Here is a 24805-nt window from a genome sequence, read left to right as displayed (position 1 = left end):
GCGTTTTTTACAACAAAAGAGCCTGACTGGCCCGCGAAGGCCAACTACACACTATGATAAAGGATATCGTCCCCGTTGGGGGCGTTTTCCGCCGGCTGGCTTTCTGCGCCCTGACCAGACGCGTTACCTTCTGGCCCTGGGCCCTCACTTTGCGGGCTTGCAGGCAAACCGTCACCGTCATCGTTTGCCGTCGCAGGCATCGGTTGTTCCGGCGCGCCATCTTGTGCGCACCAAATGGCGGCGCTGCCGTTATCACACAGGTTTGACAACGAGAATACTGTGTATTGTATGCCAATCCAGGCCACCAGAACCGGCAGAAGAAGGCGCATGACCCAATACCAGATCTTGCGAATAGCCACCGGGGTGTTACCAAGAATCCTTGCGGCATAGCGCCGGGTCAGGCACCAACCGGCAAAGGTGGCAATCAGCAAGGCCACCAGCGGAATCAGGATGCCGCCCGTCGTCAGCTCCAGCCATCGAAACAGGGTGGCACCGGCAAACCGGTAGTCCGCCCAGAGATTGAAGGAGAATAGCGAACCCAGGCCGGCAGCCCACACGGCAACACCGGCAATAACCGCAGACCACCCTCTGGGTGCGCCAGTCCACTCACGAAACCAGCCCACCACAGGCTCCAACAGCGATATGGCGGTCGCCCACACGATCATGAGCACCAGCAGGAACACCGCCGCAATGATCAACTGACTGTGGGGCAACTGGGCCAGCGTGACCGGCAGGGAGACAAACAACAGCCCGAAGCCTCGCTCACCATCAAGACTGGCACCATCCAGCGCCACCGAGAACATCATCAGCCCCGCCAGGATGGCCACCAGAGTGTCCATCAACACCACCGCCAGCAATGACCGCTTCAACCGGGTATGTGACGTGCTGTAAGCGCCGAAGATCGCCCACACCCCCATCCCAAGGCCGAGGGTATAGAAAGCGTGAAAAAAGGCCGCCTTGACGCTATTTAAACCAACGTTGTCTGGCCGCAGCGCCAGGATGTGTTCAATACCCGAATCCAGCCGCCCATGACTGGCCGACAAGGCAAATAACCCCAGCATCAGCAGCAACGCTGCGGGCACCAGAAATCGCAGCGATCGCTCCAACCCCTTCACAACGCCCTGGGCCGATACCCAGACCACGAGAACCATGAAGAACGCGTGCCAGGCCATAAACTCCCGATGCCCACCCGGCCTGGACACCAGATCCGTCAGGATACCGGTCGCCGCCTCGGGCGTCGCTGCCCTGAAACTGTCCGCTGCCCCAAAGAAGACATAGGCCAGCACGATGCCACCGAACACCGCCGTGAATGACAACACCAGGAACGCGGCAAGCACACTCAAGGGGCCGGCCAGGCGCCACAGCGGCGAACAGCCTGCGTCTTTCACCATGCCGTCCATCGCCAGCACGATGCCATGGCGTGAGTGCCGCCCAAGCACCGCCTCGGTCACCATCAGAGGCAGGGTTACCAGGAGCAGGCAGGCGAGATACAGGAAAATGAACAACCCGCCACCGTGCATACTGGCCAGGTATGGAAACTGCCACAGATTGGCCAGGCCCACGGTTGCGCCCACCGAGGCCCAGAAAAACGTGGATTTTCGGGTAAATGACCCGATGGACGTGTGATACTTGCTCGACATGGCGATCCCTGACAGTCAAATGCGCCCCATTGTAGCCGAAGGCGGCATCCCGGAACGACTGGATCTACAAGCCCGGCGGTGAAATCGTGACCCGTCTGGCAGTCCTGGGCTACAATGCCCGATTTACCGGCCAACAGTCACCCGGCCGGCACACACATTCTTCCGATCCCGGACAGGATTCATGAGCAAGAAGAAAGCAAACGGACCAACCAGCAACACCATTGCCCTGAACAAGAAGGCAAAGCACGAATATCATATTGAAGAACGCTTTGAGGCCGGCCTTGCCCTGCTGGGCTGGGAAGTGAAGTCGCTGCGGGCCGGCAAGGCTCAGCTGGTAGACGCCTACGTACTTCTGAAAAATGGTGAAGCCTGGCTGTTGGGCGCGCATATCACGCCGCTCAACACCGCCTCCACCCATGTGATCGTTGATCCGACCCGTACCCGCAAACTGCTGCTGCACGCGAAGGAAATTGCCAAGATCATCGGCCAGGTCAATCAGGCCGGGCATACCTGCATACCGCTCGCCCTGTACTGGAAAGGCAATAAAGTGAAATGCGAAATTGCCCTGGTGAAAGGCAAGAAGCTGTTCGACAAGCGTGCCACCGAAAAAGAGCGTGACTGGAACCGCCAGAAACAGAGAATCATGCGCGAGGCCAATACCTGAGCCTCGCTCGCACTGTCGCTTTTACCACCTCTTTCCCGGCCTCGGAATCCCTCCTATACTCAGGTGCTCACACCTGCTCCGACCCCACAGGCAGTACCTGGAGCCCCTGTTAGTTGGCAAACAGCAAAGGGAGGGCTTATGTCATCTGAACGGACTGCAATGACGTCAGTCGACCGATCCTGGCTGCGTATGGACACCCCGGAGAACCCCATGATGATCTCCGCGGTGCTGATGTTCGAGCAACCAATTCCGATCAAACGGCTAAAACGCACACTCGAAGAACGATTTCTGAGATTCAGGCGCTTTCGCCAACGGGTGGTTGAGAAGGGCGACAAATGCTACTGGGAAGACGATCCCAACTTTGATCTCGACAACCACCTGCACCGCATTGCACTGCCAGGACAAGCCAGCAAGAAAGAGTTGCAGGAACTGGCCAGCGACTTCAACAGCACGGCGCTCGACTTTCGCCGGCCACTCTGGCAAATCCACTACATCGATAACTTCAACGGCGGCTGCGCCCTGCTGATCCGCATTCACCACTGCATTGCCGATGGCATTTCACTGGTTCGGGTTCTGCTATCGCTCACCGACCGGACACCAGAACCCAAACTGGAGCGCATCGCCAAGAAAGTCACCATTCCCAAACCCCAGGGCAACGCTGCCACCCGGTTTTTGCACCGCTTGGTGGACAGCAGCCAGGCTGGCTGGCAACAGGCGCAACTGTTCCTGGATTCCGTTCGGCAAGAGCCCAATTACCCCCTGAAACTGGCGCGGACCGCCGGCGGCATCGCCATGGACCTGGCGAAACTCGGGCTGGCCCCGTTTGAGCCGAAAACCAGCCTGAAAAGCCAGTTGGTAGGCCGCAAGAAAGTGGCCTGGGCGGAGCCCCTGGCCCTGGATGACGTAAAACACTGCGCCAGGACCCTGGGTGGAACGGTCAACGACGTATTGCTGTGCGCCGCCACCGGCGCCCTGAGCCGGCACTTTACCGAACACAAGCAAACCATACCCGATTGCGGTATTCGCGTTGCGGTGCCGTTCAACCTTCGGCCCCTGGACCAACCCATTGAATCATTGGGCAACCAGTTTGGCCTGGTTCTGGTATGCCTGCCTGTGGAAGTGCATGACCCATTAATGTGTTTCCGCCAGGTGCAGGAAAATATGAATCGGCTCAAACAGTCCTATCAAGCCCAGGTAACCTACAGCCTGTTGGACCTGTTTGGCCGGGGCCCGGATATTCTTGAGCGCCGGGCCCTGGACCTGCTCAGCAATAAAGCCTCTGCAGTACTGACCAACGTGCCCGGCCCACGGCATCCGGTTTACCTGGCCGGCAGCAAACTGGTGCAACCCATGTTCTGGGTGCCCCAGAGCGGCAACATCGGCATTGGCATGAGCATTTTCAGTTACGCCGACACCGTCCAGTTCGGCATCACCGTCGACAAGGGCATACAGGCCGACCCGCAAGCAGTGATGAACTACTTCCGGGACAGCTTCCAGCACCTGTACGACGCGGCCATGTCTCACGCCCATGGCCTGCACATTGCGCAGGCCTCGTGAACAGGATAAGTACAAATAGTGACAAACAAGCCTTGAAGTCCGGCAAACCGGACACATATACTGATCATAAGGGGACGACATGGCTTCGACGCTGGTGGCGAACCCTTGGGTGCATGTCGAGATGGCAGCCAATCTCGTTAATCCAAAGCTGCAACGCAATAGTCGCAAACGACGAAAACTACGCACTAGCAGCGTAAGCTGCTAGTCGTCCTGACCGGGTCGCCCGTAGCCCGGAAGCAACATCTCAGGACGTCATCGCTTACGGGATGCTCCTTTATCCAGAGCTCACTGGCTAAAGGCTAAGATTTAAAGAGCTCGCCTCTCGCACCCTGGCCTTCGGGTCGCAAGAGGTTAAATTAATAGAAGGACACTAAACATGTAGATCTCAAGGCCTAGTGCTGGCGGACGCGGGTTCAATTCCCGCCGTCTCCACCAACTTCCAAGAGAAAAGCCCCTGATTTCAGGGGCTTTTTTTATTTCTGAACTTAGGAAAATCTTTTAAAGTGTCAACAGTGTGTCAACGCCGTACCTGAAACAGCTCGGGAGCCCCATTTGGGCAACAAAAAAGATAGAATAAAATGGAGATCAGAAAATGGACTTTTATGCTTTTTTAATCGCGACAAGTGCGACTGTGGCCGGCGGCGCCATTCTGGCACTCGTGATCTTCATTATAAAAGAAATAATATGCCCAATTCCCAACATCAACGGTCGCTGGTACTTTCAGAAAACAACCCTAAAGACCGCCTATAACCCATACAAAAATATGGTCTTGCGATACGAAGTTATGCTCTGGGTTGAGGGAGCCACTGTACGAGGCTCTGCAGAAAAGTTTTACGAAGATGCGCAAAACCGGACACGAGAGTACGTAGGTGAACATCGAACCAGAGCAAAAGTAGGGGGCTTTATCCAGAAGAACTATCTGCGCAAGGATAGAGTGTTTATACATATAATCGAAAATGGTGAAAGTCGCGAGTCAACCACCTTTCATGAACTCAAGTTCAACACCAAGAAGAAAATGCAAGGTCAGTTTTACTCTATGGTTGCCAAGCAAAGTGGTGAGGTACAGTGGCAAAGAACACCATTCTGAAGGTGCTGATTGCCTTACTATCAGTGCCCTACGTAATCTCATCAAGGTTTTTAGCCAGATTTGGCCCAAGAGCCTTTAGGGACGACATTCAAAAGTGCTTAGCCGAGGTCAAACACTCGTCAACCCGAGCCAGATACCTCCGTCAAGCCCTTGTGATTGCGGAAGATCACAGAAACGAGCTGCACTATGGAATAGACCCTATTGCGATCATTTCTGCGCTCCACGAGAGACGATTTAAGGGCAAAAGGCGCGGTGCAAGCACGATAGAGCAGCAATTCGTAAGGGTAGTGACATGCAGGTACGAACCCTCGATTAAACGAAAAGTTCGAGAACAATTAATCGCCATTGAGCTGTGCCGGCACCAGCAAAAACAAGATATTGCTGACGCCTACCTATCTCGAGCTTTCTTCGGTTCAGGACAGGTAGGAGTTGAAGCGCTGGAAAAAAGTTGCGGATATAGTCTAGAGAGGATGCGCCTTCCCGAGTTGATGAAGCTTACCTCTCAACTGAAGTATCCAAAACCAATGGTGCCAACAGAACAATGGGAGGAAAAAATAAAAAAACGAGTATTCCACCTAGAACGAGCCAGAAGATCAAATCTGAAGACACTGATCGGTATCCTTGAAAGCCCCCAGAATTCCTTAGCAAACCCGGTTGAAAAGATTAAGCTCCAGAACCGAGTTTAGATAATCTGAACTCATGCGGGCGTATCGCATAGTCATGACGATGATTGTTTGGCTAAGCACTCTTTGCAAAGTCGGAATGCCCTCCTCCTTTCATCATGAAGTGACTATAAAGGTATGGCTGGCAAGCCCCCGATACAGTAGACGCCAGATAGCTTTACACTAAACGCAAATCTACAGGTGTTGGCAATAAGCGGAAAGCGATACTCGTGGATTAAAGCAAGAATGGCAAACCGAATATTTGCAAAGAGCAGTAGTGCCAATGGTACCTGAAGACTTTTCAATAAATGCGACAGAAATAGCAATGAAGCTTTTAGATAAAATCAAAGACCAAGACTCAAAATGACACGATATACTTTTAAAAGCGAAAAACCCTTTCATTAAATCTACAAAAATGAATAGAAAGCTTTATCAAAAAAATATAAAAACCATGCATACTCAAGGTCAAACTCTTTTTGCAGTTTTCCTTGAAATAAGAAGCAGGCACGATGTGCACATCACTGAGAAGAACAACTGAGTCTTCAATAACACCCGGCATACCAGGAAGAAAGAATGTCGAAGTATTGCTTTGAGATTTAATCCCTTGAAAAATGCTCTCGATCTTTGCAACAGGGACCTTATTTTCAGATAAAAATTTCTTCAGCCTATCAAGAGAAAGAAGAGGAGCAAACAATACATTGTTTACCGGCAAGTGCCTTTCATTATCAGGGCTGATATCACAACTATTTGAGAGTATAATGCCTGAGCAAGTCCTCCTATCGCCGGAGTCAAATTTTATAATCTCAAAGTTTGACCACACATCCCCTTGAAGAGCCTCATCTTCAAATCCAGAGGAAAGATAATAATTAACAATATTAGGGAACTTCCTAAGCTCCGAAACCAAATCTTCCTTTTGCGCGGGGGTAAGGTAAGAAGGCAAGAATGTCTCTGCTACATTCATTACCTTCTGAACCGAATCAGTCAACCGTAAAGCTCCCAAAGGTTCTCTGATATCATAGATTTTATATTATCGTCAAAGTCAGTCTCATTGCGTAGAAGATGCCGAGAGACTCGACTACCTGCTTCTCTGAGCTTTTCAGTCACATTATCTTGAAAAAGGGAAAGAGTAGAATTACTACCTCCCTCTGACCGCACGACGTAATAACCGTTAAAGCCATCTATATTTTGTGTGGAGCCTTGCCGATGACCGTGTATAGCAGCAGATGCCCACACCTGACTAGAATGTTGGTGCTGTTGGTTGGCATCTTCACAAAAACCAGACGGAACCGACGCAGCAGCTGCAGCCAATGCAGAAAAAGCAGGATTTAACGCGGGCATGATTTTACCGTACATAGCAAACTCCCTCCCATATTATTTCAAGAAATCCTTTCCAGATTCACTGAGACCTTTGAAAAAGATCCCCTTCTCAACAGCATGAGCCTCCTCTAACAAGTCAGAAGCCTCTGACCAAAAATCTAAAAGAGGACCTTTGCATATAGTATCTATATCAAAAATAAGCCCCCTAACAGATTCGCGATCGTCAGAGCTGACTGCCTCACCATTAGCAGAAACCGTAACAATGTTTACAAAACGCCCCGAAGGAATCTCTGTACGTATCGACGTCATGTACTCACAAAGATCAAGATCAGCTAATGAAGCGACAAACTGTAGATTTGAAAACTGAGCTTTAGGGTCAACGCCATTTGGGATGATATTAATATACCTTAAACCAGTTCTCTCAACAGATTCCACGACGCCAATCTCTTTGACCTCGTTCAACACTGATTCGATTTTAGGTTTAAACTGTTCCCAGTGGCCATAAGGCTTTCGGCAAGAAACTACACAGACCGACTCACCTACAGAAACTGAATAGTTGTCACCAGTCAGTCGATGAGTTGGAGAATAACGGAAACGCGGATCTTTCGTTCTTACGTCTTCAGGGACGCTCGCCGCTGGGAGCTCCTCAAACTTTGGATACTCTGATCTTAGCTTCGAGTACAAAAGCCCCGCAAATGCCGAACTTGGCATGGCAAAAGTACTATTAAACCTAAGCTCAAATAAAGCTTCTACAATAGAATCGTTGCTTAGTTTCAAATCCACAAAGCGTCGCTCGCGTAGTCGAAAGTTCGTTCGTGAGCGAATTATGGACCAATAGAAGAAGTTTTTCACCCCAATTCAACGTGCAGCGCTAGTCAAGGACTAGATCAGTCTGACTGGATGAAGAATCCCGGCCCAATGGCATTGAGGTCAGTAGGTGAACTAATTGGCTCTACCAGCAAACGTTGCCGGATTCGGGTTTTGAGTAAGTCCTGGAATGAGTCTGTGTTGGTCAGGCTTGGGTCAAGCCACATGTCGAAGTCTTCCCGGTTGAGCATGAGCGATATGGTTTTCGGGTGGATGTGGCTGAACCTGGGGTGTGGATGTTGTAGCACTGTTTGTGGCCTTTCTCGCCTGTCCATTCATGGAATCCGCTGGCCGGTATGATGGCCCGCTGGCTGTGAAAGCGTTTCATCCAGAGTGGGCTGGTGCCCAGGCTGCCCGATCGGGCGTTGAAGGTGCTGTACTTTGGCGAGGGGCGGTAGCCAGTGCCGTCTGGTTTGGGTTCTATGAGCAGTAACCAGATGGCGTCCTGCAGGGTGCGGCCCTGGTGGGTTTCATAGACGATCTGAGCTTTTGCTCCGGGGGCGATGTTAACGCGGGGCTCTATCCGGAGCGGGATACCGAGTTCGTCCAGGAGGCCCGGACTAAGGGGTCGGCTGATAGGTTGAATCGGCCGCACATGAAGCACCTCAGAGACGGCAGGTTTTCTACAGTTTAGAACACGCCGAGTCTCTGTAGGCTTTGTTCTTGTCTGTTGGTGACTGTTGGTACTGCTGGCGCCAGAAGTTGCACGTTTCGGCGTTGATACGCTGCGCGTTTTGCTGCCGTTCCCTCAGTGTTTGTTGCCGACGGGCTTGGGCTTCTCTTTCCAGGCGTTGTTGCTTCAACTTTTCGTTCATAGCCCGAACGGCTTCAGGGTCTGGCGCGGTTTGTGTTGAACCGAACGTAACGTGACCACCGAACATTCGATCCTGAACAGCTGACATGGTCATATTCATAGCGCTTGCGAACAGGAAGGTGGAAACGAGGAAGCCGATAACGGCTGTGGCGAGGTTCGCGGCAAGGACTGCAGAGAAGATCTTTAACCAGGACATCATTCACTCCTTTGAATTTGGTTATGTGAAGATTACCCAATGCGGTTGTTAGGTAGCAACACAACATAGGATCAGTCGGTCGATTTACTGATCTAGCCTTAATGGTAAGGATTTGAAGAACTGATATACTGAGGTGACCGGTTAAGGCTCTAGAGCACGTATAATCTTGCTGCAACCGATCAAATTTAGCGGCCAATATAGGGTTATGTCACGATGGCTCGAAACGCAGAAGCTAAAATGCCGTCAGACGAGCAGAAAGCGGCGCACGTCAGAAAAACCAGGATGGCCAATTATCATGCCAGCATGCGCCTGGAAGGCTTCTGCGTGAAGGAAGGCCCCAAAGCGTCGAACAAGAAAACACTGATCCGGAAATACAAAAAGCTGGCTATGAAGTGTGCTTGATAAGTATGGCGTCGGTAACGACAGCTACTGCTATAAAAACTCAGATGTTTTAATCAACCTCTTCGACATAAGGGACGGCGAACTGCTACACGAAGCAGAGCGCGAGATCTCGAACGTCAATGCCGATACCATCGAGTTCAGCCCTCCCCCTTATGATTTAGATTACCTCAGATCGATTCATCGGGTGCTTTTCCAGGAGATCTATTCCTGGGCCGGTGAATTACGAACGGTTGATATCTCGAAAGCCGATACGCGTTTCTGCACTGTCCGACGAATTGAGAAAGAATCGGATAAGATCTTCGACTGCCTCAAGAAAGAGGAATACCTCACTTCGCTACCCCGGGATCAGTTGGTCGTAAAGGCCGCAGAGTACTACGGTGACATCAACATGATTCATCCGTTCAGAGAGGGTAACGGACGGGCACAAAGGATCTTCTTCGAACACCTCATCGTGAACGCTGGGTTCGACATTTCTTGGAACGGAATTGATCCAGAGAGGTGGATTAAAGCGAACGAAGCGGCCGTGGTTTGTAACTACGCTCCCCTCGCAGAAATTTTTGAAAAGTGCATTGGTGAGCCATTGGCGTTCTAGAATTCAGCGATGCGAGGTTGGCATTTCTCGCCAAATCTACTGCTATGATTCAACGCCTGAAAGTGTCCACAAAGTGTCAACGCAACTGCGGTTTTGAGTGGTAGGGAAAAGCCCTGTCACCAATTGATACAAACCAGTGAAACCCTGCATCACAGCAAAGCTGCTACTATTGCTACAGATGAATTCCAACTTCTACAGAACAGCTCCTCACCGTAGGGGCTTTTGTGTTTGCAAGGATCCTTCTGTATGTCCAGCAAAGCGAAGCAGTCCCAGAAACTCCTGCTGTTCCGCCTTTTCGGATCGCGCCTTTTTGGTCTGGGTACGCTCAAGATTCGGGAAATCCTGCCCTTTCAACGGCTGACCAAGTTGCCCCATAGTCATCACGCGGTTATTGGCACTGCTACGTTCCGGGGTTCAGCGGTTCCTGTTATTGATATGTCGGCTGCGGTTGGTTATCCGGCGCTGACAAAAGAAGAGCAGGCCAAGGGCTCCATCATCGTGACCGACATTCAGCGCCAGGAGATCGGCTTTCTGGTGCGCAGCGTTCAGCAGATTATCGAAACCGACTGGAAGAGTGTGATACCGCCGCCCAAGGCGCTGGGCACTAATGCCTTCATCACGGGGCTTCTGGATGTGGAAGGCGACATCATTCAGCTGTTGGATGTGGAGCTGTTGCTGGCGAAGGTGTACCCGGAGTCCCTGGACGCCGGCGAGGTGGTGCTGTCAGACGTGCAGAGCGAAACCCTGCGGTCCCTGAACATTCTGCTGGTGGATGATTCACAGGTGGCCCGCAAGCAGCTCAGCGATGTGCTGGACAACAAGGACATTACCTACCATGTGACCACCAACGGTGACGATGCCCTGCAGGTGCTGCTTAGTCAGCACGAGCGCGGCACGCCGATCGACATCCTGGTCAGCGATATCGAGATGCCGGGGCTGGATGGCTACGAACTGACGTTCAATGTTCGCGACAATAACGCCCTGAAGCAGCCATACGTCATTCTGCACACCTCGCTGAACAGTGAGATGAGCCTGAGCTATGCCAACCAGGTGGGCGCCAACGAGGCGCTCACCAAGTTTGACGCCGAGGAGTTATTGCAGGCGATGCTCAGAGGGGCTGAACAAGCCAGCTAAGGCCGAATGTCTTCGATGAAGGCTTCGGCGTCGGCCCGCATTTCGGCAAGTTTCTCGTTCAGCTTTTCCTGATACCGGTTGAGAGTTTCCCGGCTGAGCCGGCTGAAGCGCTCAGCGGTTTCGGCAACGGTGCGGCTGGCATTGGCCAGTGCCTCGAGGGTGGGCTCGCTCAATTCGTCTGCCTGGCGCCCGAGGTCCCGTGCGGTCTGCTCCATGATAGCCTGGTCTTCGGCGGATTCAGGTTGATCATCTCTCAGCGCCTCGTCAAGCGAACGCTCAAGGGCGCGCATGGATTCCTGCAATCGCCGGGCAAAATCTTCCATGGCGCTCTCGGCCCTTCGGCTCATCTCGTCTGAGTAGGTTTCCAGGTCTCTGGCCAACTGCTCCATTTTGTCTTCAAGCTCACTGCTTGAAGAGGAAAAGGTCGCACTGAGCCTCTGCCCCAGTCGGCTCAACTCACCCATGATGTTACTGAACGGGGACGGGTTCAGTATGGCCTCCCCTGTGCGCTGATAGTCAACCAGCCACTGGTCCTGCTCCCGCACCAGATAGGTGGTCAGTTCCAGACGTTCTCCGCCGGAGCGTTCTTCCGCCGGAAGGCGGGTAACGATCGTTGCTTCACGCTCATCAATAACAACCCGGCCAAAGGAGGGAACGGCATTGGCCCAGCTTCGCTGGTAGCCGTCAACGTCACGGGGGTCGTCCAGGGTGGAGAATCTCACCACGTCACCTGCGTCGTTGTCGGCCATGGCCTGCCAAAAGGCCGCTGCCACTTCCTGGGGCGTTTCAGGCTTGCTGCAGCCGGTTATCGCCAGCACAACGAGCGCCATCAAAAATCCACGAACACCAAGACGAATCATTCATCAGCACCTTGCATACAATACTTTCTGGCATCATACACGCGTCACAGCCGACAGGTCAGTTCCGCCAGTTCCTCATCAAACACCCGGCGGTTCTCACTGTAATCCACCGGCACTCTGCGCCGAAGACACGGGCCGCCCCTCAAAGTGCATGACAATCTCATTGTCCCGGGCAGCCCAGGCTACCATTTGCAGCAGGTAATCCGGATCGCTATAAGCCCACATGGACAAGGCCCGGGCAGACTGGCAGGTGGGGTTGTTACCCTGCCCTACCCCCAGTGGCTGGCCCAGCATGTTCAACACCCCCTGAATCAGCCAGGCGGAGGGATTAGGTTTATAGCCATAGTCAAACCGCTTCCACGGCATTCAGGCTCCAGCCCAGCAGGGCAACATACCCTTTGTCGGGATTATAGTTCTGTTCAGTCACAGCGCTCTCCTCGTCAGGGTTGGCCTTTCAGCCTGCACCTGTTAGCTGCAAATCGCAACTTTTGGCAGAGCGACGTCAAACAAAAACGGGCGCCAGAACCAAATCTGGAGCCCGTTAAAGAGACAGACTCAGTGTATAAATCGGCGCCGATTAACCCAGCTTCAATGTCGAGAGCGTGCGCTCTCGAACCCGGTTGAGCAGCTGTTCATCGTTCACCAGAGATTGGCCGTAGGAAGGCACCAGTTCCTTCATCCGCTCCTGCCACTGGTCAGTCTTCAACTTCTCCGGGAAGCAACGTTCAATCACGTTCAGCATTGCGTTAGCTGCTGTCGATGCGCCAGGAGACGCGCCTAGCAAGGCCGCCAGCGAACCATCCTTTGCTGCCACGATTTCGGTACCAAACTCCAGCTTGCCGCCCCCTTCCGGGGTTTGCTTGATGATCTGTACCCGCTGGCCAGCCATCTGCAGCTTCCAGTCATCTTCCCGGGCATCCGGGAAAAAATTGCGCAAAGATTCAACCCGGTCGCCATGGGACTGGAACACTTCACCAATGAGGTAACGCGTCAAATCCATATTGCTTTTGCTCACCGAGAGCATCGGACGAAGATTGGTGGCGCGAACGGAACCGAACAGATCAAACACCGAACCCTGCTTCAGGAAGCGGGTGGTAAAACCAGCGAACGGCCCGAACAGAAGTGCAGGTTCACCGTTGATGATCCGGGTATCCAGGTGCGGAACGGACATCGGCGGTGCGCCAATGGGCGCTTTGCCGTATACCTTGGAATCATGTTGCTCAACAATATCCGGCTTCTGGCACACCAGCCACTGGCCACTGACCGGGAACCCGCCGTAACCGCGAGCTTCATCAATGCCGGATTTCTGCAACAGCGGCAGCGCACCGCCACCGGCACCCAGGAACACAAAGCCGGCCTCCAGCTTGGTCAACTCCCCGGTCTTCTGGTTCTTCACCCGCAACTTCCAGCGGCCATTGTCCCGCTGATCGATGTAATGCACCGGGCTGCTGAGCATCAACTCAAAGTTGGGCTGGGTTTCCAGCCATTCGACCATGCTGCGGGTGAGGGAACCGAAATCCACATCCGAACCGTGCTTGATACGGGTTGCCGCCACACGCTGCATAGGGTCGCGATGCTTGACCACCAGCGGCATCCACTCGGACAGGTCGTCTGGGCTCTCGGTATATTCCATCTCGCGAAACAGATGGTGTTCTTTCAGGCGCTCGTAACGGCGCTTTAGGAAAGCGACGTCTTTCTCGCCCCAGACAAAGCTCTGGTGTGGCGTGCGGTTAATAAAAGTAGAAGGCTCTGGCAGAATGCCCTGCTCTACCAGGTACGACCAGAACTGCAGCGACACCTCAAACTGCGCATTGATTTGCAGAGCTCTGGCAATTTCAACGTCGCCATCGTCGGTTTCGGGGGTGTAGTTGAGTTCGCAGTAGCCGGCGTGGCCGGTACCTGCGTTATTCCATCCGTCTGTGCTTTCATGGGCAACGTGGTCTAAACGCTCCACCATGACGATATCCAGTGACGGGTCCAGCTGCCTGAGCATCATGCCGAGGGTTGCGCTCATGACGCCCCCACCGACCAGCACTACGTCTGCCTGTCTAACGGCCATTGGTTTTCACCCTAGCTAGTGTTGAGCCTGTTGCCACTCCACGATCAGCGAAAGCGGCCTGTCGGAAGCCAGCGGGGCGCGAGGTAGACGGCGCTGCTGTGTGCCTCCGGTCTGAAATTGGGCGCATTATCCCGATTTTTGCCGGAATAATAAATTGCGATTGTCAATCGATGTGTGTCGGACTAACTATTATGGTTTGCCACGATTTTCGCGCGTTTTGTTAACAATATCAGCGCCACTTTAGTCTGATACCCTTTTCCTGATAGTGCGGATCAGTGCCGGAATCAAAAAGTTCATCTCCGTCGGGGCTGACCTGAAACCTTGACTTGTGGTATCTTGTGCGCCACCTACCCCGCCGGCCGGTGCGGAGTTACACCACATTCTGATTGAGGTCTGTTCTATGTTGATGGCAATCGGTGCCATTCTTGCCGGTCTTGTCTTGCTGGTCTGGAGTGCTGACAAATTTGTTGAGGGCGCAGCAGCCACCGCCAAGCATCTGGGCATGCCGTCACTGCTGATTGGTATGGTGATTATCGGCTTCGGCACCTCGGCACCGGAACTGGCGGTATCTGCCATGGCTGCCGCAGACGGCAATCCCGGGCTGGCACTGGGCAACGGCTATGGCTCCAACATTACCAACATTGCCCTGATTGTAGGCCTGACTGCCCTTATTGCGCCTATTACCATGCACTCTCAGGTTATCCGCAAGGAACTGCCGCTGCTGGTGGTATTGACCCTCATCGCCGGTGCCCCGTTAATAGATGGTGAACTAACGCGACTGGATGGCTGGGTGTTACTGGGCGTTTTTGCAGCGGTGATGGGCTGGTCAATCTATCAGGGCATCAAGAACAAAGACGACCCACTGGGCAACGCTGCCGATGCCGAGCTGATCGAACATCCCATGCCGCTAAAGCACGCCGTTATCTGGCTGATCATCGGGCTGGTTCTGCTTATTGCCAGCTCCAGATTGCTGGTTTGGGGAGCCGTCACCGTGGCACAGACCCTTGGCGTAAGCGATCTGATTATCGGGCTGACCATTGTAGCCATTGGCACGTCGCTACCGGAACTGGCCTCGGCCATCGCGGCGGTGCGCAAGAATGAGCACGATCTGATTCTGGGCAACATCCTTGGCTCGGGCATCTTCAACACCCTGGCCGTGGTTGGCCTGGCCGCTGCCATTCAGCCATTATCCGTAGACCCGGAAGTGCTTTACCGGGACTGGACTCTGATGCTGGCACTTACCGTTGGCCTGCTGTTGATGGGCTTCGGCCTGACCGGCTGGCGCAAGCTGGTCTCGCGGGTGGACGGCACAATACTGGTGACGGTTTACTTTGCGTACACCGGCTACCTTTTCTACACCGTGGTGGCCGCCAGCTCAGGTGGCTGACACAGGCAGGGCCCGGTTACTCAGGCTCTCCGTCACCCAACAGTTGTTCCAGGCTCTGGTGTACATCTGACATGATCTGCGCCAGGTCTTCTTTGCTTTTACCCGCTGTTTCAATGGGCGTCCCGACTCGAACGTCGACCGGCTGACCAAGATTGATTTGCAAGCTCCGGGCCGGTAGCACCTGATGTATACCGCGAATGGCTACCGGCACAATCACCGCCTCAGTATCCAGTGCCAGGTGAAAACAGCCTTTCTTGAACGGCAACAGTGTGCCATCGGAGGAGCGCGTGCCCTCTGGAGCCGCCCAGAGCACAATACCGTTTTCCATCATCTGCTTTGCCCGCTCCAGGTCCCGGACGGCGCGGATACGATTAGACCGGTCGATCGAGGGAAACTCTGCTGCCGCCATCGCCTGCCCCAGCAGGGGAATCCGGAACAGTTCCTTTTTGGCAAGCATCCGGATGGAGCCAGGCAAAGACACAAAACTCACCGGAATATCGTAGTGGCTGGCATGGGTACTCATGATGATGTAGCGACGCCCGTCATTGAAGTCCGGAACCTCGCCCCGCACCGTCAGGCTTGCCCGAACCAGCTTCAACAACGCGGCAGACCACTCCCGGCAGTATTTGTCGACAATCGGCCGGTTCAGACGACCAAACAAAGCCCTCAGTAGCACCAGCAAAGAGTAGATGGCGGTAAGCCCTACCGAGCCCAATACAACAGCGGCACGTCTTAGCAGCGTCGCAGACTCCGTCAGGGGGCTCAAGTTCAATCGTTTCATGCACACATCCTTTCCGCTATGGGACGGGCGCCGTGGGCCCGGAACAACAGAAAGGGATTATAGCGGCTCAATCGTCCCCTGAATAACCGCCAAACGGAGAACAAGGAAGGTGCCTGAGTGTTACTCCTGTTCCTCAAACACCATGGCAATGGAGTTCAGGCAATACCGCTGACCGGTGGGCGCCGGGCCGTCCGGGAACACGTGCCCAAGGTGGCTGTCACAGCGCGGGCAGCGGATCTCGGTGCGGCTCATACCCAGGCTGTGGTCTTCAATGTACCGGATATGCTCCGGGGCGAACGGCTGAAAGAAACTGGGCCAGCCGGTTCCGGAATCAAATTTGGCGTCCGAGCTGAACAACGGGAGATCACACAGCCGGCACAGGTAAACCCCGGCTTTTTTGTTATCCAGCAAGGTGCCACAGAACGGGTGCTCGGTGCCGTGATCCAGCAGTACCCGTTTTTCCTCAGCGGTCAATCCCGCTGCCCTTACCTCAACCTCTGCTTTCGTCAGAGGGGTCAGGTCATAGCCTTTTGCCGATACTGTCATTGGGAAACTCCTCAGGCCAGGTCAGGATCATCGTCACTGAATTCAGGTTTCAGGTGGTCTGGCCAGGTGCTGACCAGCTTGGCCATCTTGGGTGCTGCCACCGCCAGAATGTAGGGCTGCCTGGGATTACGGGCCGCAAAATTCTGATGGTATGCCTCCGCAGGGTAGAACGCGGTGAGCGGCTCCAGTCGGGTGACAATCGGATCGGAATACACCCCGGCGGCATCAAGCTGGCGAATGTAGGCCTCAGCCACCTGCCTCTGATCATCCGTTTCGTAGAACACCGCTGAGCGATACTGGCCCCCAATATCGTTACCCTGGCGGTTCAGTTGGGTGGGGTCGTGAGCCACCGAAAAAAACACTCTTAGCAATTCGCCAAAGCTGACCTTCGCCGGGTCGTAGTGAACATCCACCACCTCCGCATGGCCGGTGGTCCCGCTGCAGACAGCCTCATAGTTGGCCGCTTCAGCCGCACCGCCGGCGTATCCGGATTCCGCACGGATGACACCGTCAATCGCCACCAAAACCGCTTCAACACACCAGAAACAACCTCCAGCCAGAACCACCCGGGATTCACCCGCGGGCTCGTGCAGGTCTTTCTCAGGTGCCGGAAACCGGCTACGAGGCACGGTCAGTCCTGGAATGTTGCATGCGTCACTCATCAGATTGCTCCAGTGGGTTCGGTTTATTCGATTGTGGCGGTTCTGGTTCGGAATTCCAAACGGGGAGTTCACGCTTTTATACGTACGGGTGTTACAAAAAGACCGCTCCGAGCAGCGCACTGGCGGGTGCCAGCAGCCATACCGGCACCCGAACGATGACCAGTGCCAGCCAGAACACCAATGCCAGAGCGAAATAGCCGGCACCGTGAATGGCCGACGTCCAGACCGGGTCGTACAGCGCTGCAAGGAGCAAGCCCACCACCCCGGCGTTGACGCCCGTCAGTGCCGCTCGTGCTTTCTCGTGCTCACGTAACCACTGCCATAACGGTAGACCGGCGAACACCAACAGGGTTCCAGGCAGAAACACCGCAACCACTGCAATCAGAACGCCCGCGATGCCGCCCTCGGCACCCCCGAGAAACGCAGAGAAACTGAACAGTGGCCCCGGCACCGCCTGCGCGACACCGTAGCCAGCCAGGAAGGTATCGGCCGACATATTACCGGAGACCACAAAGCCCTCCTGGAGCCATGGCAACACCACGTGACCGCCGCCAAATACCAGGGCGCCGGCGCGATAAAGCTCCGCACCGATCCAGGCCAGGGATCCCGTTACCTGGGGAACAAAGGACAGTGCCAGCAACACCAAAAACAGCAGGGCAAACATTCCCGGCTTTCGCGATTGCAACGGCACCTGCAAGGATTCTTGCTTATTTTGCGAGGGCAATCCCAATGCCGCTCCTGCAACGGCTGCCAACGCCAGAACCAGTACCTGCATCCACACGGCACCAGCCAACAGCAGAACAACCGCCACCAACATGGCAATGACGATGCGAGGCCGATCAGGGCACAGCGACTGCCCCATCTGCCAGACGGCCTGTGCCACCACCGCCACCACAAAAAGCTTCAGGCCGCTGACCCAGCCACCCTCACCCAGGTCCGGCCAGAGCGTAAGCCCGAAGGCAAACAGCGCCATGACCAGTACCGAGGGCAAGGTAAAACCCACCCAGGCCGCCATGGCACCGCCATAATGCCCCCGCAGAAAACCGATGGTCAGCCCGACCTGGCTGGACGCGGGGCCCGGTAACAGCTGGCAAAGCGCCACTACCTCACCGTAGGCGCTGTCTGACAGCCACTTCCGGCGCTTGACAAACTCATCATGGAAATACGCCAGGTGAGCTGCCGGGCCACCAAAAGACGTCAGCCCCAGCCGCAGAAAGATCAGGAATACCTGCCAGCTGCCTAATCGCACCGGCTTGTCGGATTCAGTCATTACTCGTTGTCTCTCCTGGATTTGCGGTGCATCAGTAAAACATGAACATTGTGTCTATCCGGTTGCACTACCCCGCTGACCATCCATAATGAGTGAAGGAATCAAACATAAGATTCCGCTCGGCATCAGGACGATTCACATGACCGCAAGGGTTCGCGCACCAGAAGATCAGAACGAACTTCTCCAGTACCGACTCAGCCTTCGGCTTGGCCCGGTGCATGCCCGCCAGCGACTGGGCATCGAACAGGAAGCCGAGGCCCGGGTGTTCGGGCGCGATCGTCGCTCGTTCCACCTTGAGAATGTCGCCAACGCGCCAAGGCTGATTCGGTTTTGCCTGCAAGCCATTGGCTTGTTTGGCCGGGCCCGGGAGAACAGCCGCAAGCTGACCACTGCCCAGAACACTTTTACCCTGCCCGATTTGCCCGAGGCGTTCGAGGGTTTTCGCATCCTGCACCTGACCGACCTTCACGTTGATATGGATGAACAGAACCTGAATGCAGTGATCGATCAGATCACGCCTCTGGACTATGACCTGTGTGTATTGACCGGCGATTACCGGAAGCTCACCTGGGGGCCGATTGACGCAGCCCTTGAGGGCATGGCCCGCCTGCGCCAGGCCATCCGGGGCGATGCCTACGCGGTACTGGGCAACCACGACAGCGTGCGCATGGTACCTGCCCTTGAAGACATGGGCTACCGGCTGCTGATGAACGAAATGGCACCCATTGCCCGCGGAGCAAGCAAGCTCTACCTGTCCGGCGTGGACGATGCCCATTACTACAAGGTTCACAACCTGCACCGGGCCGGCGATGATATTCCTCCCGGCGGCATCAGCCTGCTGCTGAGCCACACGCCCGAGATCTGGCGGGAAGCTGCCCATGCCGGATACGACGTGTTTCTGTGCGGACACACCCACGGCGGGCAGCTCTGCCTGCCCGGGGGCATTCCGGTCACCCTCGACTCCGACTGCCCTCGCCGGCTTGGCCGCGGTTTCTGGCAGGTTAACGGCATGCAAGGCTATACCTCGCCAGGCGCTGGCACGTCTGTGCTGAATGTCCGCCTGAACTGCCCGCCGGAGGTTACCCTGCACACCTTGTCCCGGGGGCCCGAGTAGCTTCCTCAATGGGGCTGTTTGCGGATACCCAAACGATAAAGCACCGGAGAGAACAGCATATTGCTGAGCGCAAACAGCAGCGCCACGGCAACCGCTTCCCACAACGGCAAGGATAACCAGAGCCACGCCATGGCCATGGGCAGCAAGGCCTCGGGCAACTGGTCCAGCCATAATGCCCGGGCACTGGACGCTAGCCCCATCCGGCGTTTGATAAAACTGCTGACAAGGTCCCCCAGCAAGGCTAGCAAACCGAACAACGCGCCAAACAACCAGCCCAGCCCAACCCAGGCCGAAAACAGCAGACAAGACACCGTGCCCGCGACCAACCCTCGCCAGGTCTTGCTGGGGCCTAGCACCGGGCGACCATCCCGCCAAACCCGACCGCCATCCACAGGCCGGTTGCCGGTCTGATGCAACAGCCTGGCCACGACCACCGGCGAGCCATTGGCCAGAACCAGCATGACAAACAGCTCCAGGGACAGCAGCAAGAATGACTCCTCCGGTCTTGCCCGCTCAGGTCAACCCGCCACGGGTGAGCTTGAGCGGATCCATCAGTTTTTCCAGGTGTTGACGGCCGAGACCGCTGCGCTCCTCGGCCACATCAATCACCGGCCGACCGGTGCGGTAGGCTTCCTTGGCGATATCCGCCGCCAGGGTGTAGCCAATCTCTGGATTCAACGCCGTCACCAGTACCGGATTACGCCCGACACCGGCATTCAGATTATCGGCGTTCACCGTAAAGCCTTTCATCGCTTTGTCCGCGAGGATAGCGGAGGCCCCGGTTAACAGACCGATCATGTCCAGCAGGTTGCCCCCCACCAGAGGCAGCATCACATTGAGCTGAAAGTTTCCGGACTGGCCGGCAATGGCCACCGCATTGTCCAGCCCCATCACCTGGGCGCCCACCATGGCGACCGACTCCGGAATAACCGGGTTCACCTTGCCCGGCATGATGCTACTGCCAGGCTGCAATGCCGGCAGGCTGATTTCTGCCAGCCCGTGAATCGGACCGCTGTTCATCCAGCGCAGATCGTTGGCAATTTTGGTGAGCACCACCGCCACACCCCGCAGTTGGCCTGACAGGGCGACAGGCGCATCCACAGCACTTTGACCAACAAACTTGTGCTCCATGGAACGGAACGGGTAGCCAGTGTTGCTGCGCAGGAACTTGATGAACTGACCAGAGAATTCAGACGCCGCATTCACACCGGTGCCCACTGCAGTGCCGCCCTGGGGCACATCCGCCAGTTCCTCCATTGCCTGCTCAAGACGTTTCTCAGCCAGGGCCAGCTGTTCCCGCCAGGTCCGCAATTCCTGCCCCAGGGTCACCGGCATGGCGTCCATCAGGTGAGTACGACCGGTTTTGACCTGGGCATTCAGTTCCGCTTCCCGCTCGTAAATGACACCCCGAAGGTGCGACAGGGCCGGCAGCAGTTGCTCTTTTACGGCCAAAAGCGAACTGACGTGTATAGCCGTTGGTATCACATCGTTGGAGCTCTGGCTCATATTAACGTGATCATTAGGGTGGACATCGACACCCTGATTCCGGGCAATGGCCGCAATCACTTCGTTCACATTCATGTTGGTGCTGGTGCCGGAGCCGGTCTGATACCGATCCACCGGAAACTGGTCCGCGTGTTCGCCCTGGATCAGTTGATCACAGGCTTCGGCAATAGCGTCCCGCAAACGGGCATCCAGCAACCCCAAAGACGCGTTGGCCTGGGCTGCCGCCCACTTGATTTGCGCCACCGCCACAATGAACCGGGCCGGCATCGGCTGACCACTGACCGGAAAGTTATCGATGGCCCGTTGGGTTTGCGCGCCCCACAGGGCATTCGCGGGCACCTTCACGTCACCCAGGCTGTCTTTTTCCGTTCTGAACTCGCTCATTGCGTCCTCCTTTTTGCTTGCCAGGCGGGACACTAAGCCCCTCGGTCCTGCGATCTTAGCCTGACATGGTCGCAAATGCCGGTCACTTGCTCAAAATTGAGAATCAGTGTGTGGACGGTGTTGGTGTAGGTATCATGCAGATGAAATTTGTAACGGCGCTGTTTCTCACCCTGCAGGAAGGCGTCGTATTCGCGGACAAGCTCCCGCACGTCCCCGCCCTCATCCTGGCTCCAGGTCGCATTGAATGGGCCAAGCACAGCTCCGCCGGCCAGGCAAACGGTGACTTCATGGTTGGTAAGGGCATGCTCGGTGTGGCTCATGACGGTCTCCTGAATCAAGGACTGGTTCAGGAATAAGTGTAGTCGTAAAGCGCAAGCGCGTGGGGTCAGGTTGACGGGGCGGCAAGACTGGCCAGCAACGCCCGCAAACGGTTGGGCTTGACGGGTTTGTTAAGGATGGGAAGATACTGGGCCCTGAGCAGCGTGCGCACTTCATCACTGCGGTCAGCAGTGATGATGGCCGCTGGAACATCATGGTCAAGTGCACGGCGAACGGCGTAGACAGCCTCACAACCGGTCGCGCAATTGTCCAGGTGGAAATCCGCCAGAATCACGTCCGGGACCAGGCCCTCACTCAGCATGTCCAGGGCACTGGATTCGCCGTCGGCCGGAAACACCTCACAACCCCAACCTTCGAGCAACGCGGCCATGCTTTCAAGCACCGCGGGCTCGTTGTCGACCACCAATACCGCCAGTCCGTCAAAGTTTCCGTGGGTGGCACCTCCGGCTGAAGATTGGCTTCGCCAGGCCTCATTTACCCTGTGTTCAAGCGGGATCGACACCTCAAATCTCGAACCGCGGCCGGGCCGTGAGGTCACCCGGATTCCGTAACCGAGAACCCGTACCATGCGCTCCACAATGGCCAGTCCCAATCCGACGCCCTGGCGACCGCCGGTGCCCTGGGGCAGTAGCTGGTGGAATTCGGTGAAAATATCCTGCAGCTTGTGGGATTCGATCCCCACGCCGGTGTCCCAGATTTCAATGGCCAGCCGATCCCGACGTTGCCTGACAGACAGCATCACGCCGCCCTCACGGGTATAGCGGAAGGCATTACTCAACAGGTTACGGACAATCCGTGCCAGCATTCGGGGGTCGGTCCGAAGTGATACCGGTGGCACCCGGAGCCGGAACTGCAGTCCGGCATTGGTAGCCACCGCCTCAAATTCTTCGCCCAATCCTTTCAGCATGGCAGCCAGATTGAGACAGGTCAGATCCGGCTTCATGGCCTGCTGGTCAAGTTTGGAAATATCCAACAGATCGGCCAACAAATCCTCGGCACCTTCCAGGGCCCTGTGCACCTGATGCACCATCCGGTTTTCCGCCTCGGGTAACTGGCTGTCCTGCAGGGCCGAAATCATCAGCCTGGCAGCATTCAGGGGTTGCAGCAGGTCATGACTGGCAGCCGCAAGATACTTGTCTTTACTGCGATTGGCTTCTTTGGCAGCGTTCACCGCCACTTTCAACTCCTGCTCAACCTTTTCCCGCTCTTCAATCTGATAACGCAGGTCCACATTGACGTTTTGCAGCGCCTCGGTACGTTCCTCCACGCGTTTTTCCAGTTCGGCATTCAGCTGCTCCAGTTTCTGCCGGGCCTGCACCCGCTCGGTAATGTCGGCAACGAAGGTTTCCACCACTTCCGGCCCAAGATCCGGCCGGCGGAGCATGGTTAGTGCGACATACACGGGGGTCTGGTCTGCTCGCCGAAGACGGGTCTCGCGGGCGCTCAGGCTGCCATGGTCGAGCAGTTCCTGGCGAAGCTGATCGAACTCTGCGGCGCTGCAGAACAGCTGCTCCCTGAGTCGAATCACTTTTTTCTGCAATTGCTCCGGGTTGTCATAGCCGCAGATTCGGGCCATGGCGGGATTGCAGGCCAGAAAACCACCACGCAGGTTGGCCTGGAAGATACCGTGCAGAGCGTTCTCAAACAGCCATTTGTAGCGGTTGCGCTCCTGCTCCAGTTCCTCCAGGCGCTCCTGCAACGCGGGGTAATAGCTTTTTCGGGCAGACTGGCTGCTGAGCCCCAAAAGATCGCCGATGTCGTAACCGGTGCTGGTTGAGTCAGAGGGCTTCTTCATAGACCACCTGAACATCCCGAAGTGACGACTTCCTTGGGTTGGTCAGTATGCAGGGGTCCTTCAATGCATAGCCGGAAAGGTAGGGAATATCAGAGGTGGTGACGCCGAGCTCCTTGAGCCGCGCCTCAAGGCCAACGGTCTTCTTGAGTTCAATAATGCGGGCCATCAACCGTGCCTTGACCTGTGCCCCGTTCAAACCCCGGGTATCAATCGCCATGGCCTCGGCAACCCGGCGGAACCGGTCCTCGGCGGAGGGGAAATTGTAGGCCACCACATGCTCCAGCAGCAGTGCATTGCAGAGGCCGTGGGGCAGATCCAGGAAACCGCCCAGGCTGTGGGACATCGCATGGACAGCCCCCAGAATGGCATTGGAGAAGGCCAGCCCCGCCTGCATGGACGCCAGCATGATCTGCTCTCGCAACACCGGGTTTGACGGGTTTGCCACCAGCGCTTCCAGATTGCCGTTGATCAGCCGAATGGCTTCCAGAGCATGGGTATCGGTCAAAGGCCCGCTGCCGGTAGAAACAAACGCCTCGATGGCGTGCACCAGGGCATCCACCCCGGTACAGGCGGTGAGGTAGGCGTCCATGGTTTCGGTTACTTCCGGGTCGATCAACGAGACATCCGGCACCACCGCTTTGCTGATGATGGAAAACTTGAAGCGCCGGTTGGGGTCCGAAATGATGGCAAACTGCGAGACGTCCGCTGACGTACCGGCGGTGGTGGGAATCAGGATCAGTGGTGGCGAAGGATTACGGATGGTATCCACACCCTCAAATTCCAGGATGCTGCGGCCATGGCTGGCCACAATGCCGATACCCTTGGCGCAATCCATGGGGCTGCCGCCGCCGATCGCCACGATGACATCGCATTCGCTGGCCCGGTAGAGTTCGGCGCCGGCCATCACCTCATCTACTTTGGGATTGGGCGACACCGCTGTAAACGTGGTACAGCGCAACCCCGCCTCAACCAGCAGGGTTTCAACTTCTGCAACCCATCCGGCGGCGGCGACACCAGGATCAGACACCAGGAACACATGGCGGGCACCAAAATTACTGGCAAAGTTAGCCACCGACCGGCGGGACCCGGCACCGAAGACAATCTCGGGAGAGACAAACTTGCGCAGCGCGGAAATATCGTAGCTCATGACGCTCAGGGACAACCGTTTTG

The 24805-nt window shown here is 55.7% G+C and carries 26 protein-coding genes, 1 other RNA gene and 2 pseudogenes; 10 read left to right on the top strand and 19 right to left on the bottom strand.

Annotation, left to right across the window (positions count from 1 at the left end):
* Positions 1 to 44: 44 nt before the first annotated feature.
* Complete coding sequence (locus tag ACZ5Q2_RS07330) at positions 45 to 1640, bottom strand: sodium-dependent transporter (protein WP_230715510.1); 1596 nt, start codon at positions 1638 to 1640, stop codon at positions 45 to 47.
* 181 nt (positions 1641 to 1821) lie between these two features.
* Here ACZ5Q2_RS07330 and smpB point away from each other — a divergent pair, with 181 nt between their 5' ends.
* The 5 genes from smpB to ACZ5Q2_RS07305 all read left to right on the top strand — a co-directional run bounded on the left by smpB (position 1822) and on the right by ACZ5Q2_RS07305 (position 5634).
* A complete protein-coding gene (smpB, locus tag ACZ5Q2_RS07325; RefSeq protein WP_230715513.1) occupies positions 1822 to 2304 on the top strand; it encodes an SsrA-binding protein SmpB in 483 nt (160 codons plus the stop codon).
* Between the two features lie 138 nt (positions 2305 to 2442).
* On the top strand, positions 2443 to 3861 hold the full coding sequence (locus ACZ5Q2_RS07320; RefSeq protein ID WP_106694155.1) for a wax ester/triacylglycerol synthase family O-acyltransferase: 1419 nt from the start codon (positions 2443 to 2445) through the stop codon (positions 3859 to 3861).
* A gap of 70 nt (positions 3862 to 3931) precedes the next feature.
* Positions 3932 to 4296: a transfer-messenger RNA gene (gene ssrA / locus ACZ5Q2_RS07315) on the top strand.
* A gap of 157 nt (positions 4297 to 4453) precedes the next feature.
* The gene (locus ACZ5Q2_RS07310; RefSeq protein ID WP_230715515.1) at positions 4454 to 4948 is read left to right on the top strand and encodes a hypothetical protein; all 495 of its coding nucleotides are present in this window, start codon (positions 4454 to 4456) and stop codon (positions 4946 to 4948) included.
* The gene (locus tag ACZ5Q2_RS07305) at positions 4927 to 5634 is read left to right on the top strand and encodes a transglycosylase domain-containing protein (RefSeq protein WP_230715517.1); all 708 of its coding nucleotides are present in this window, start codon (positions 4927 to 4929) and stop codon (positions 5632 to 5634) included. The genes ACZ5Q2_RS07310 and ACZ5Q2_RS07305 overlap by 22 nt, the downstream gene beginning before the upstream one ends.
* Positions 5635 to 5989: 355 nt before the next feature.
* Here ACZ5Q2_RS07305 and ACZ5Q2_RS07300 read toward each other — a convergent pair whose 3' ends face one another.
* The 6 genes and pseudogenes from ACZ5Q2_RS07300 to ACZ5Q2_RS07275 all read right to left on the bottom strand — a co-directional run bounded on the left by ACZ5Q2_RS07300 (position 5990) and on the right by ACZ5Q2_RS07275 (position 8804).
* Positions 5990 to 6595 (bottom strand): hypothetical protein, encoded by a 606-nt coding sequence (locus ACZ5Q2_RS07300; RefSeq protein WP_230715519.1) that lies wholly within the window; start codon positions 6593 to 6595, stop codon positions 5990 to 5992.
* The gene (locus ACZ5Q2_RS07295; protein ID WP_230715521.1) at positions 6592 to 6963 is read right to left on the bottom strand and encodes a hypothetical protein; all 372 of its coding nucleotides are present in this window, start codon (positions 6961 to 6963) and stop codon (positions 6592 to 6594) included. The genes ACZ5Q2_RS07300 and ACZ5Q2_RS07295 overlap by 4 nt, the downstream gene beginning before the upstream one ends.
* Positions 6964 to 6981: 18 nt before the next feature.
* The gene (locus ACZ5Q2_RS07290; RefSeq protein WP_230715523.1) at positions 6982 to 7710 is read right to left on the bottom strand and encodes a TIGR04255 family protein; all 729 of its coding nucleotides are present in this window, start codon (positions 7708 to 7710) and stop codon (positions 6982 to 6984) included.
* A gap of 104 nt (positions 7711 to 7814) precedes the next feature.
* Entirely contained in the window at positions 7815 to 8069 is a 255-nt protein-coding gene (locus tag ACZ5Q2_RS07285; protein ID WP_374786930.1) for a hypothetical protein, read from the bottom strand.
* An 11-nt stretch (positions 8070 to 8080) separates the two neighbouring features.
* A pseudogene (locus ACZ5Q2_RS07280) lies at positions 8081 to 8389 on the bottom strand (SOS response-associated peptidase family protein); the annotation flags it as partial.
* A 28-nt stretch (positions 8390 to 8417) separates the two neighbouring features.
* The gene (locus ACZ5Q2_RS07275; protein WP_230714770.1) at positions 8418 to 8804 is read right to left on the bottom strand and encodes a hypothetical protein; all 387 of its coding nucleotides are present in this window, start codon (positions 8802 to 8804) and stop codon (positions 8418 to 8420) included.
* A 282-nt stretch (positions 8805 to 9086) separates the two neighbouring features.
* On the opposite strand from ACZ5Q2_RS07275, the gene ACZ5Q2_RS07270 reads away from it, so the two are divergent.
* The 3 genes from ACZ5Q2_RS07270 (at position 9087) to ACZ5Q2_RS07260 (ending at position 10932) form a co-directional block, all read left to right on the top strand.
* Positions 9087 to 9206 (top strand): YhfG family protein, encoded by a 120-nt coding sequence (locus tag ACZ5Q2_RS07270; RefSeq protein ID WP_230714772.1) that lies wholly within the window; start codon positions 9087 to 9089, stop codon positions 9204 to 9206.
* Positions 9199 to 9798 (top strand): putative adenosine monophosphate-protein transferase Fic, encoded by a 600-nt coding sequence (locus tag ACZ5Q2_RS07265; RefSeq protein WP_230714774.1) that lies wholly within the window; start codon positions 9199 to 9201, stop codon positions 9796 to 9798. The genes ACZ5Q2_RS07270 and ACZ5Q2_RS07265 overlap by 8 nt, the downstream gene beginning before the upstream one ends.
* 246 nt (positions 9799 to 10044) lie before the next feature.
* Positions 10045 to 10932 (top strand): chemotaxis protein, encoded by an 888-nt coding sequence (locus ACZ5Q2_RS07260; RefSeq protein ID WP_230714776.1) that lies wholly within the window; start codon positions 10045 to 10047, stop codon positions 10930 to 10932.
* Here ACZ5Q2_RS07260 and ACZ5Q2_RS07255 read toward each other — a convergent pair.
* From ACZ5Q2_RS07255 to mqo, 3 genes and pseudogenes are all read right to left on the bottom strand, one after another.
* Positions 10929 to 11792 carry a hypothetical protein gene (locus tag ACZ5Q2_RS07255; RefSeq protein WP_230714778.1) on the bottom strand — a complete coding sequence of 288 codons (864 nt, stop codon included), beginning with the start codon at positions 11790 to 11792 and terminating at the stop codon, positions 10929 to 10931. The two genes, ACZ5Q2_RS07260 and ACZ5Q2_RS07255, sit on opposite strands and share 4 nt — an antisense overlap.
* A gap of 102 nt (positions 11793 to 11894) precedes the next feature.
* Positions 11895 to 12137 (bottom strand): annotated as a pseudogene (locus ACZ5Q2_RS07250) (hypothetical protein); the annotation flags it as partial.
* 232 nt (positions 12138 to 12369) lie between these two features.
* A complete protein-coding gene (mqo, locus tag ACZ5Q2_RS07245) occupies positions 12370 to 13851 on the bottom strand; it encodes a malate dehydrogenase (quinone) (protein WP_106693820.1) in 1482 nt (493 codons plus the stop codon).
* Positions 13852 to 14251: 400 nt separating this feature from the next.
* Between mqo and ACZ5Q2_RS07240 the strand changes: the two genes are divergently transcribed.
* A complete protein-coding gene (locus tag ACZ5Q2_RS07240) occupies positions 14252 to 15238 on the top strand; it encodes a calcium/sodium antiporter (RefSeq protein ID WP_197463798.1) in 987 nt (328 codons plus the stop codon).
* 16 nt (positions 15239 to 15254) lie between these two features.
* Here the strand turns inward: ACZ5Q2_RS07240 and ACZ5Q2_RS07235 are convergent, their stop codons facing one another.
* From ACZ5Q2_RS07235 to chrA, 4 genes are all read right to left on the bottom strand, one after another.
* On the bottom strand, positions 15255 to 16019 hold the full coding sequence (locus tag ACZ5Q2_RS07235; RefSeq protein ID WP_061330659.1) for a lysophospholipid acyltransferase family protein: 765 nt from the start codon (positions 16017 to 16019) through the stop codon (positions 15255 to 15257).
* A gap of 120 nt (positions 16020 to 16139) precedes the next feature.
* On the bottom strand, positions 16140 to 16565 hold the full coding sequence (msrB, locus tag ACZ5Q2_RS07230; RefSeq protein WP_061330660.1) for a peptide-methionine (R)-S-oxide reductase MsrB: 426 nt from the start codon (positions 16563 to 16565) through the stop codon (positions 16140 to 16142).
* An 11-nt stretch (positions 16566 to 16576) separates the two neighbouring features.
* Positions 16577 to 17227, bottom strand: a complete 651-nt coding sequence (msrA, locus tag ACZ5Q2_RS07225) for a peptide-methionine (S)-S-oxide reductase MsrA (protein WP_061330661.1) — start codon at positions 17225 to 17227, stop codon at positions 16577 to 16579.
* A gap of 91 nt (positions 17228 to 17318) precedes the next feature.
* Positions 17319 to 18497: a chromate efflux transporter gene (chrA, locus tag ACZ5Q2_RS07220; protein ID WP_061330662.1), complete on the bottom strand. Its 1179-nt coding sequence runs from the start codon at positions 18495 to 18497 to the stop codon at positions 17319 to 17321.
* Positions 18498 to 18636: 139 nt separating this feature from the next.
* Between chrA and ACZ5Q2_RS07215 the strand changes: the two genes are divergently transcribed.
* Positions 18637 to 19611 carry a metallophosphoesterase gene (locus ACZ5Q2_RS07215; protein WP_061330663.1) on the top strand — a complete coding sequence of 325 codons (975 nt, stop codon included), beginning with the start codon at positions 18637 to 18639 and terminating at the stop codon, positions 19609 to 19611.
* A gap of 5 nt (positions 19612 to 19616) precedes the next feature.
* Here the strand turns inward: ACZ5Q2_RS07215 and ACZ5Q2_RS07210 are convergent, their stop codons facing one another.
* The 5 genes from ACZ5Q2_RS07210 to ercA all read right to left on the bottom strand — a co-directional run bounded on the left by ACZ5Q2_RS07210 (position 19617) and on the right by ercA (position 24782).
* A complete protein-coding gene (locus ACZ5Q2_RS07210; RefSeq protein WP_061330664.1) occupies positions 19617 to 20099 on the bottom strand; it encodes a CDP-archaeol synthase in 483 nt (160 codons plus the stop codon).
* Positions 20100 to 20124: 25 nt separating this feature from the next.
* Positions 20125 to 21501 (bottom strand): class II fumarate hydratase, encoded by a 1377-nt coding sequence (locus ACZ5Q2_RS07205; RefSeq protein ID WP_061330665.1) that lies wholly within the window; start codon positions 21499 to 21501, stop codon positions 20125 to 20127.
* A gap of 32 nt (positions 21502 to 21533) precedes the next feature.
* The gene (locus ACZ5Q2_RS07200) at positions 21534 to 21821 is read right to left on the bottom strand and encodes a hypothetical protein (protein WP_072676270.1); all 288 of its coding nucleotides are present in this window, start codon (positions 21819 to 21821) and stop codon (positions 21534 to 21536) included.
* Between the two features lie 65 nt (positions 21822 to 21886).
* Positions 21887 to 23635 carry a PAS domain-containing hybrid sensor histidine kinase/response regulator gene (locus ACZ5Q2_RS07195; protein WP_230714781.1) on the bottom strand — a complete coding sequence of 583 codons (1749 nt, stop codon included), beginning with the start codon at positions 23633 to 23635 and terminating at the stop codon, positions 21887 to 21889.
* Positions 23619 to 24782, bottom strand: a complete 1164-nt coding sequence (gene ercA, locus ACZ5Q2_RS07190; protein WP_061330668.1) for an alcohol dehydrogenase-like regulatory protein ErcA — start codon at positions 24780 to 24782, stop codon at positions 23619 to 23621. The genes ACZ5Q2_RS07195 and ercA overlap by 17 nt, the downstream gene beginning before the upstream one ends.
* Between the last annotated feature and the right edge of the window lie 23 nt (positions 24783 to 24805).

The sequence above is a fragment of the Marinobacter alkaliphilus genome, assembly GCF_055394375.1.
Note: the sequence above shows the minus strand (reverse complement) of the source record. Positions and strands in the feature narration are given on the sequence as shown.

Excerpts from the sequence above, each read along its gene's own strand:
- ACZ5Q2_RS07310 (WP_230715515.1), top strand. The coding sequence starts at position 4,454 with ATGGACTTTTATGCTTTTTTAATCGCGACAAGTGCGACTGTGGCCGGC.
- ACZ5Q2_RS07320 (WP_106694155.1), top strand. The coding sequence starts at position 2,443 with ATGTCATCTGAACGGACTGCAATGACGTCAGTCGACCGATCCTGGCTG.
- ACZ5Q2_RS07260 (WP_230714776.1), top strand. The coding sequence starts at position 10,045 with ATGTCCAGCAAAGCGAAGCAGTCCCAGAAACTCCTGCTGTTCCGCCTT.
- msrA (WP_061330661.1), bottom strand. The coding sequence starts at position 17,227 with ATGAGTGACGCATGCAACATTCCAGGACTGACCGTGCCTCGTAGCCGG.
- ACZ5Q2_RS07295 (WP_230715521.1), bottom strand. The coding sequence starts at position 6,963 with ATGTACGGTAAAATCATGCCCGCGTTAAATCCTGCTTTTTCTGCATTG.
- chrA (WP_061330662.1), bottom strand. The coding sequence starts at position 18,497 with ATGACTGAATCCGACAAGCCGGTGCGATTAGGCAGCTGGCAGGTATTC.
- msrB (WP_061330660.1), bottom strand. The coding sequence starts at position 16,565 with ATGACAGTATCGGCAAAAGGCTATGACCTGACCCCTCTGACGAAAGCA.
- ACZ5Q2_RS07285 (WP_374786930.1), bottom strand. The coding sequence starts at position 8,069 with ATGGACAGGCGAGAAAGGCCACAAACAGTGCTACAACATCCACACCCC.
- ACZ5Q2_RS07215 (WP_061330663.1), top strand. The coding sequence starts at position 18,637 with ATGACCGCAAGGGTTCGCGCACCAGAAGATCAGAACGAACTTCTCCAG.
- ACZ5Q2_RS07330 (WP_230715510.1), bottom strand. The coding sequence starts at position 1,640 with ATGTCGAGCAAGTATCACACGTCCATCGGGTCATTTACCCGAAAATCC.
- mqo (WP_106693820.1), bottom strand. The coding sequence starts at position 13,851 with ATGGCCGTTAGACAGGCAGACGTAGTGCTGGTCGGTGGGGGCGTCATG.
- ACZ5Q2_RS07200 (WP_072676270.1), bottom strand. The coding sequence starts at position 21,821 with ATGAGCCACACCGAGCATGCCCTTACCAACCATGAAGTCACCGTTTGC.
- ACZ5Q2_RS07240 (WP_197463798.1), top strand. The coding sequence starts at position 14,252 with ATGTTGATGGCAATCGGTGCCATTCTTGCCGGTCTTGTCTTGCTGGTC.
- ACZ5Q2_RS07270 (WP_230714772.1), top strand. The coding sequence starts at position 9,087 with ATGGCCAATTATCATGCCAGCATGCGCCTGGAAGGCTTCTGCGTGAAG.
- ACZ5Q2_RS07235 (WP_061330659.1), bottom strand. The coding sequence starts at position 16,019 with ATGAAACGATTGAACTTGAGCCCCCTGACGGAGTCTGCGACGCTGCTA.
- ercA (WP_061330668.1), bottom strand. The coding sequence starts at position 24,782 with ATGAGCTACGATATTTCCGCGCTGCGCAAGTTTGTCTCTCCCGAGATT.
- smpB (WP_230715513.1), top strand. The coding sequence starts at position 1,822 with ATGAGCAAGAAGAAAGCAAACGGACCAACCAGCAACACCATTGCCCTG.
- ACZ5Q2_RS07205 (WP_061330665.1), bottom strand. The coding sequence starts at position 21,501 with ATGAGCGAGTTCAGAACGGAAAAAGACAGCCTGGGTGACGTGAAGGTG.
- ACZ5Q2_RS07255 (WP_230714778.1), bottom strand. The coding sequence starts at position 11,792 with ATGATTCGTCTTGGTGTTCGTGGATTTTTGATGGCGCTCGTTGTGCTG.
- ACZ5Q2_RS07195 (WP_230714781.1), bottom strand. The coding sequence starts at position 23,635 with ATGAAGAAGCCCTCTGACTCAACCAGCACCGGTTACGACATCGGCGAT.
- ACZ5Q2_RS07275 (WP_230714770.1), bottom strand. The coding sequence starts at position 8,804 with ATGTCCTGGTTAAAGATCTTCTCTGCAGTCCTTGCCGCGAACCTCGCC.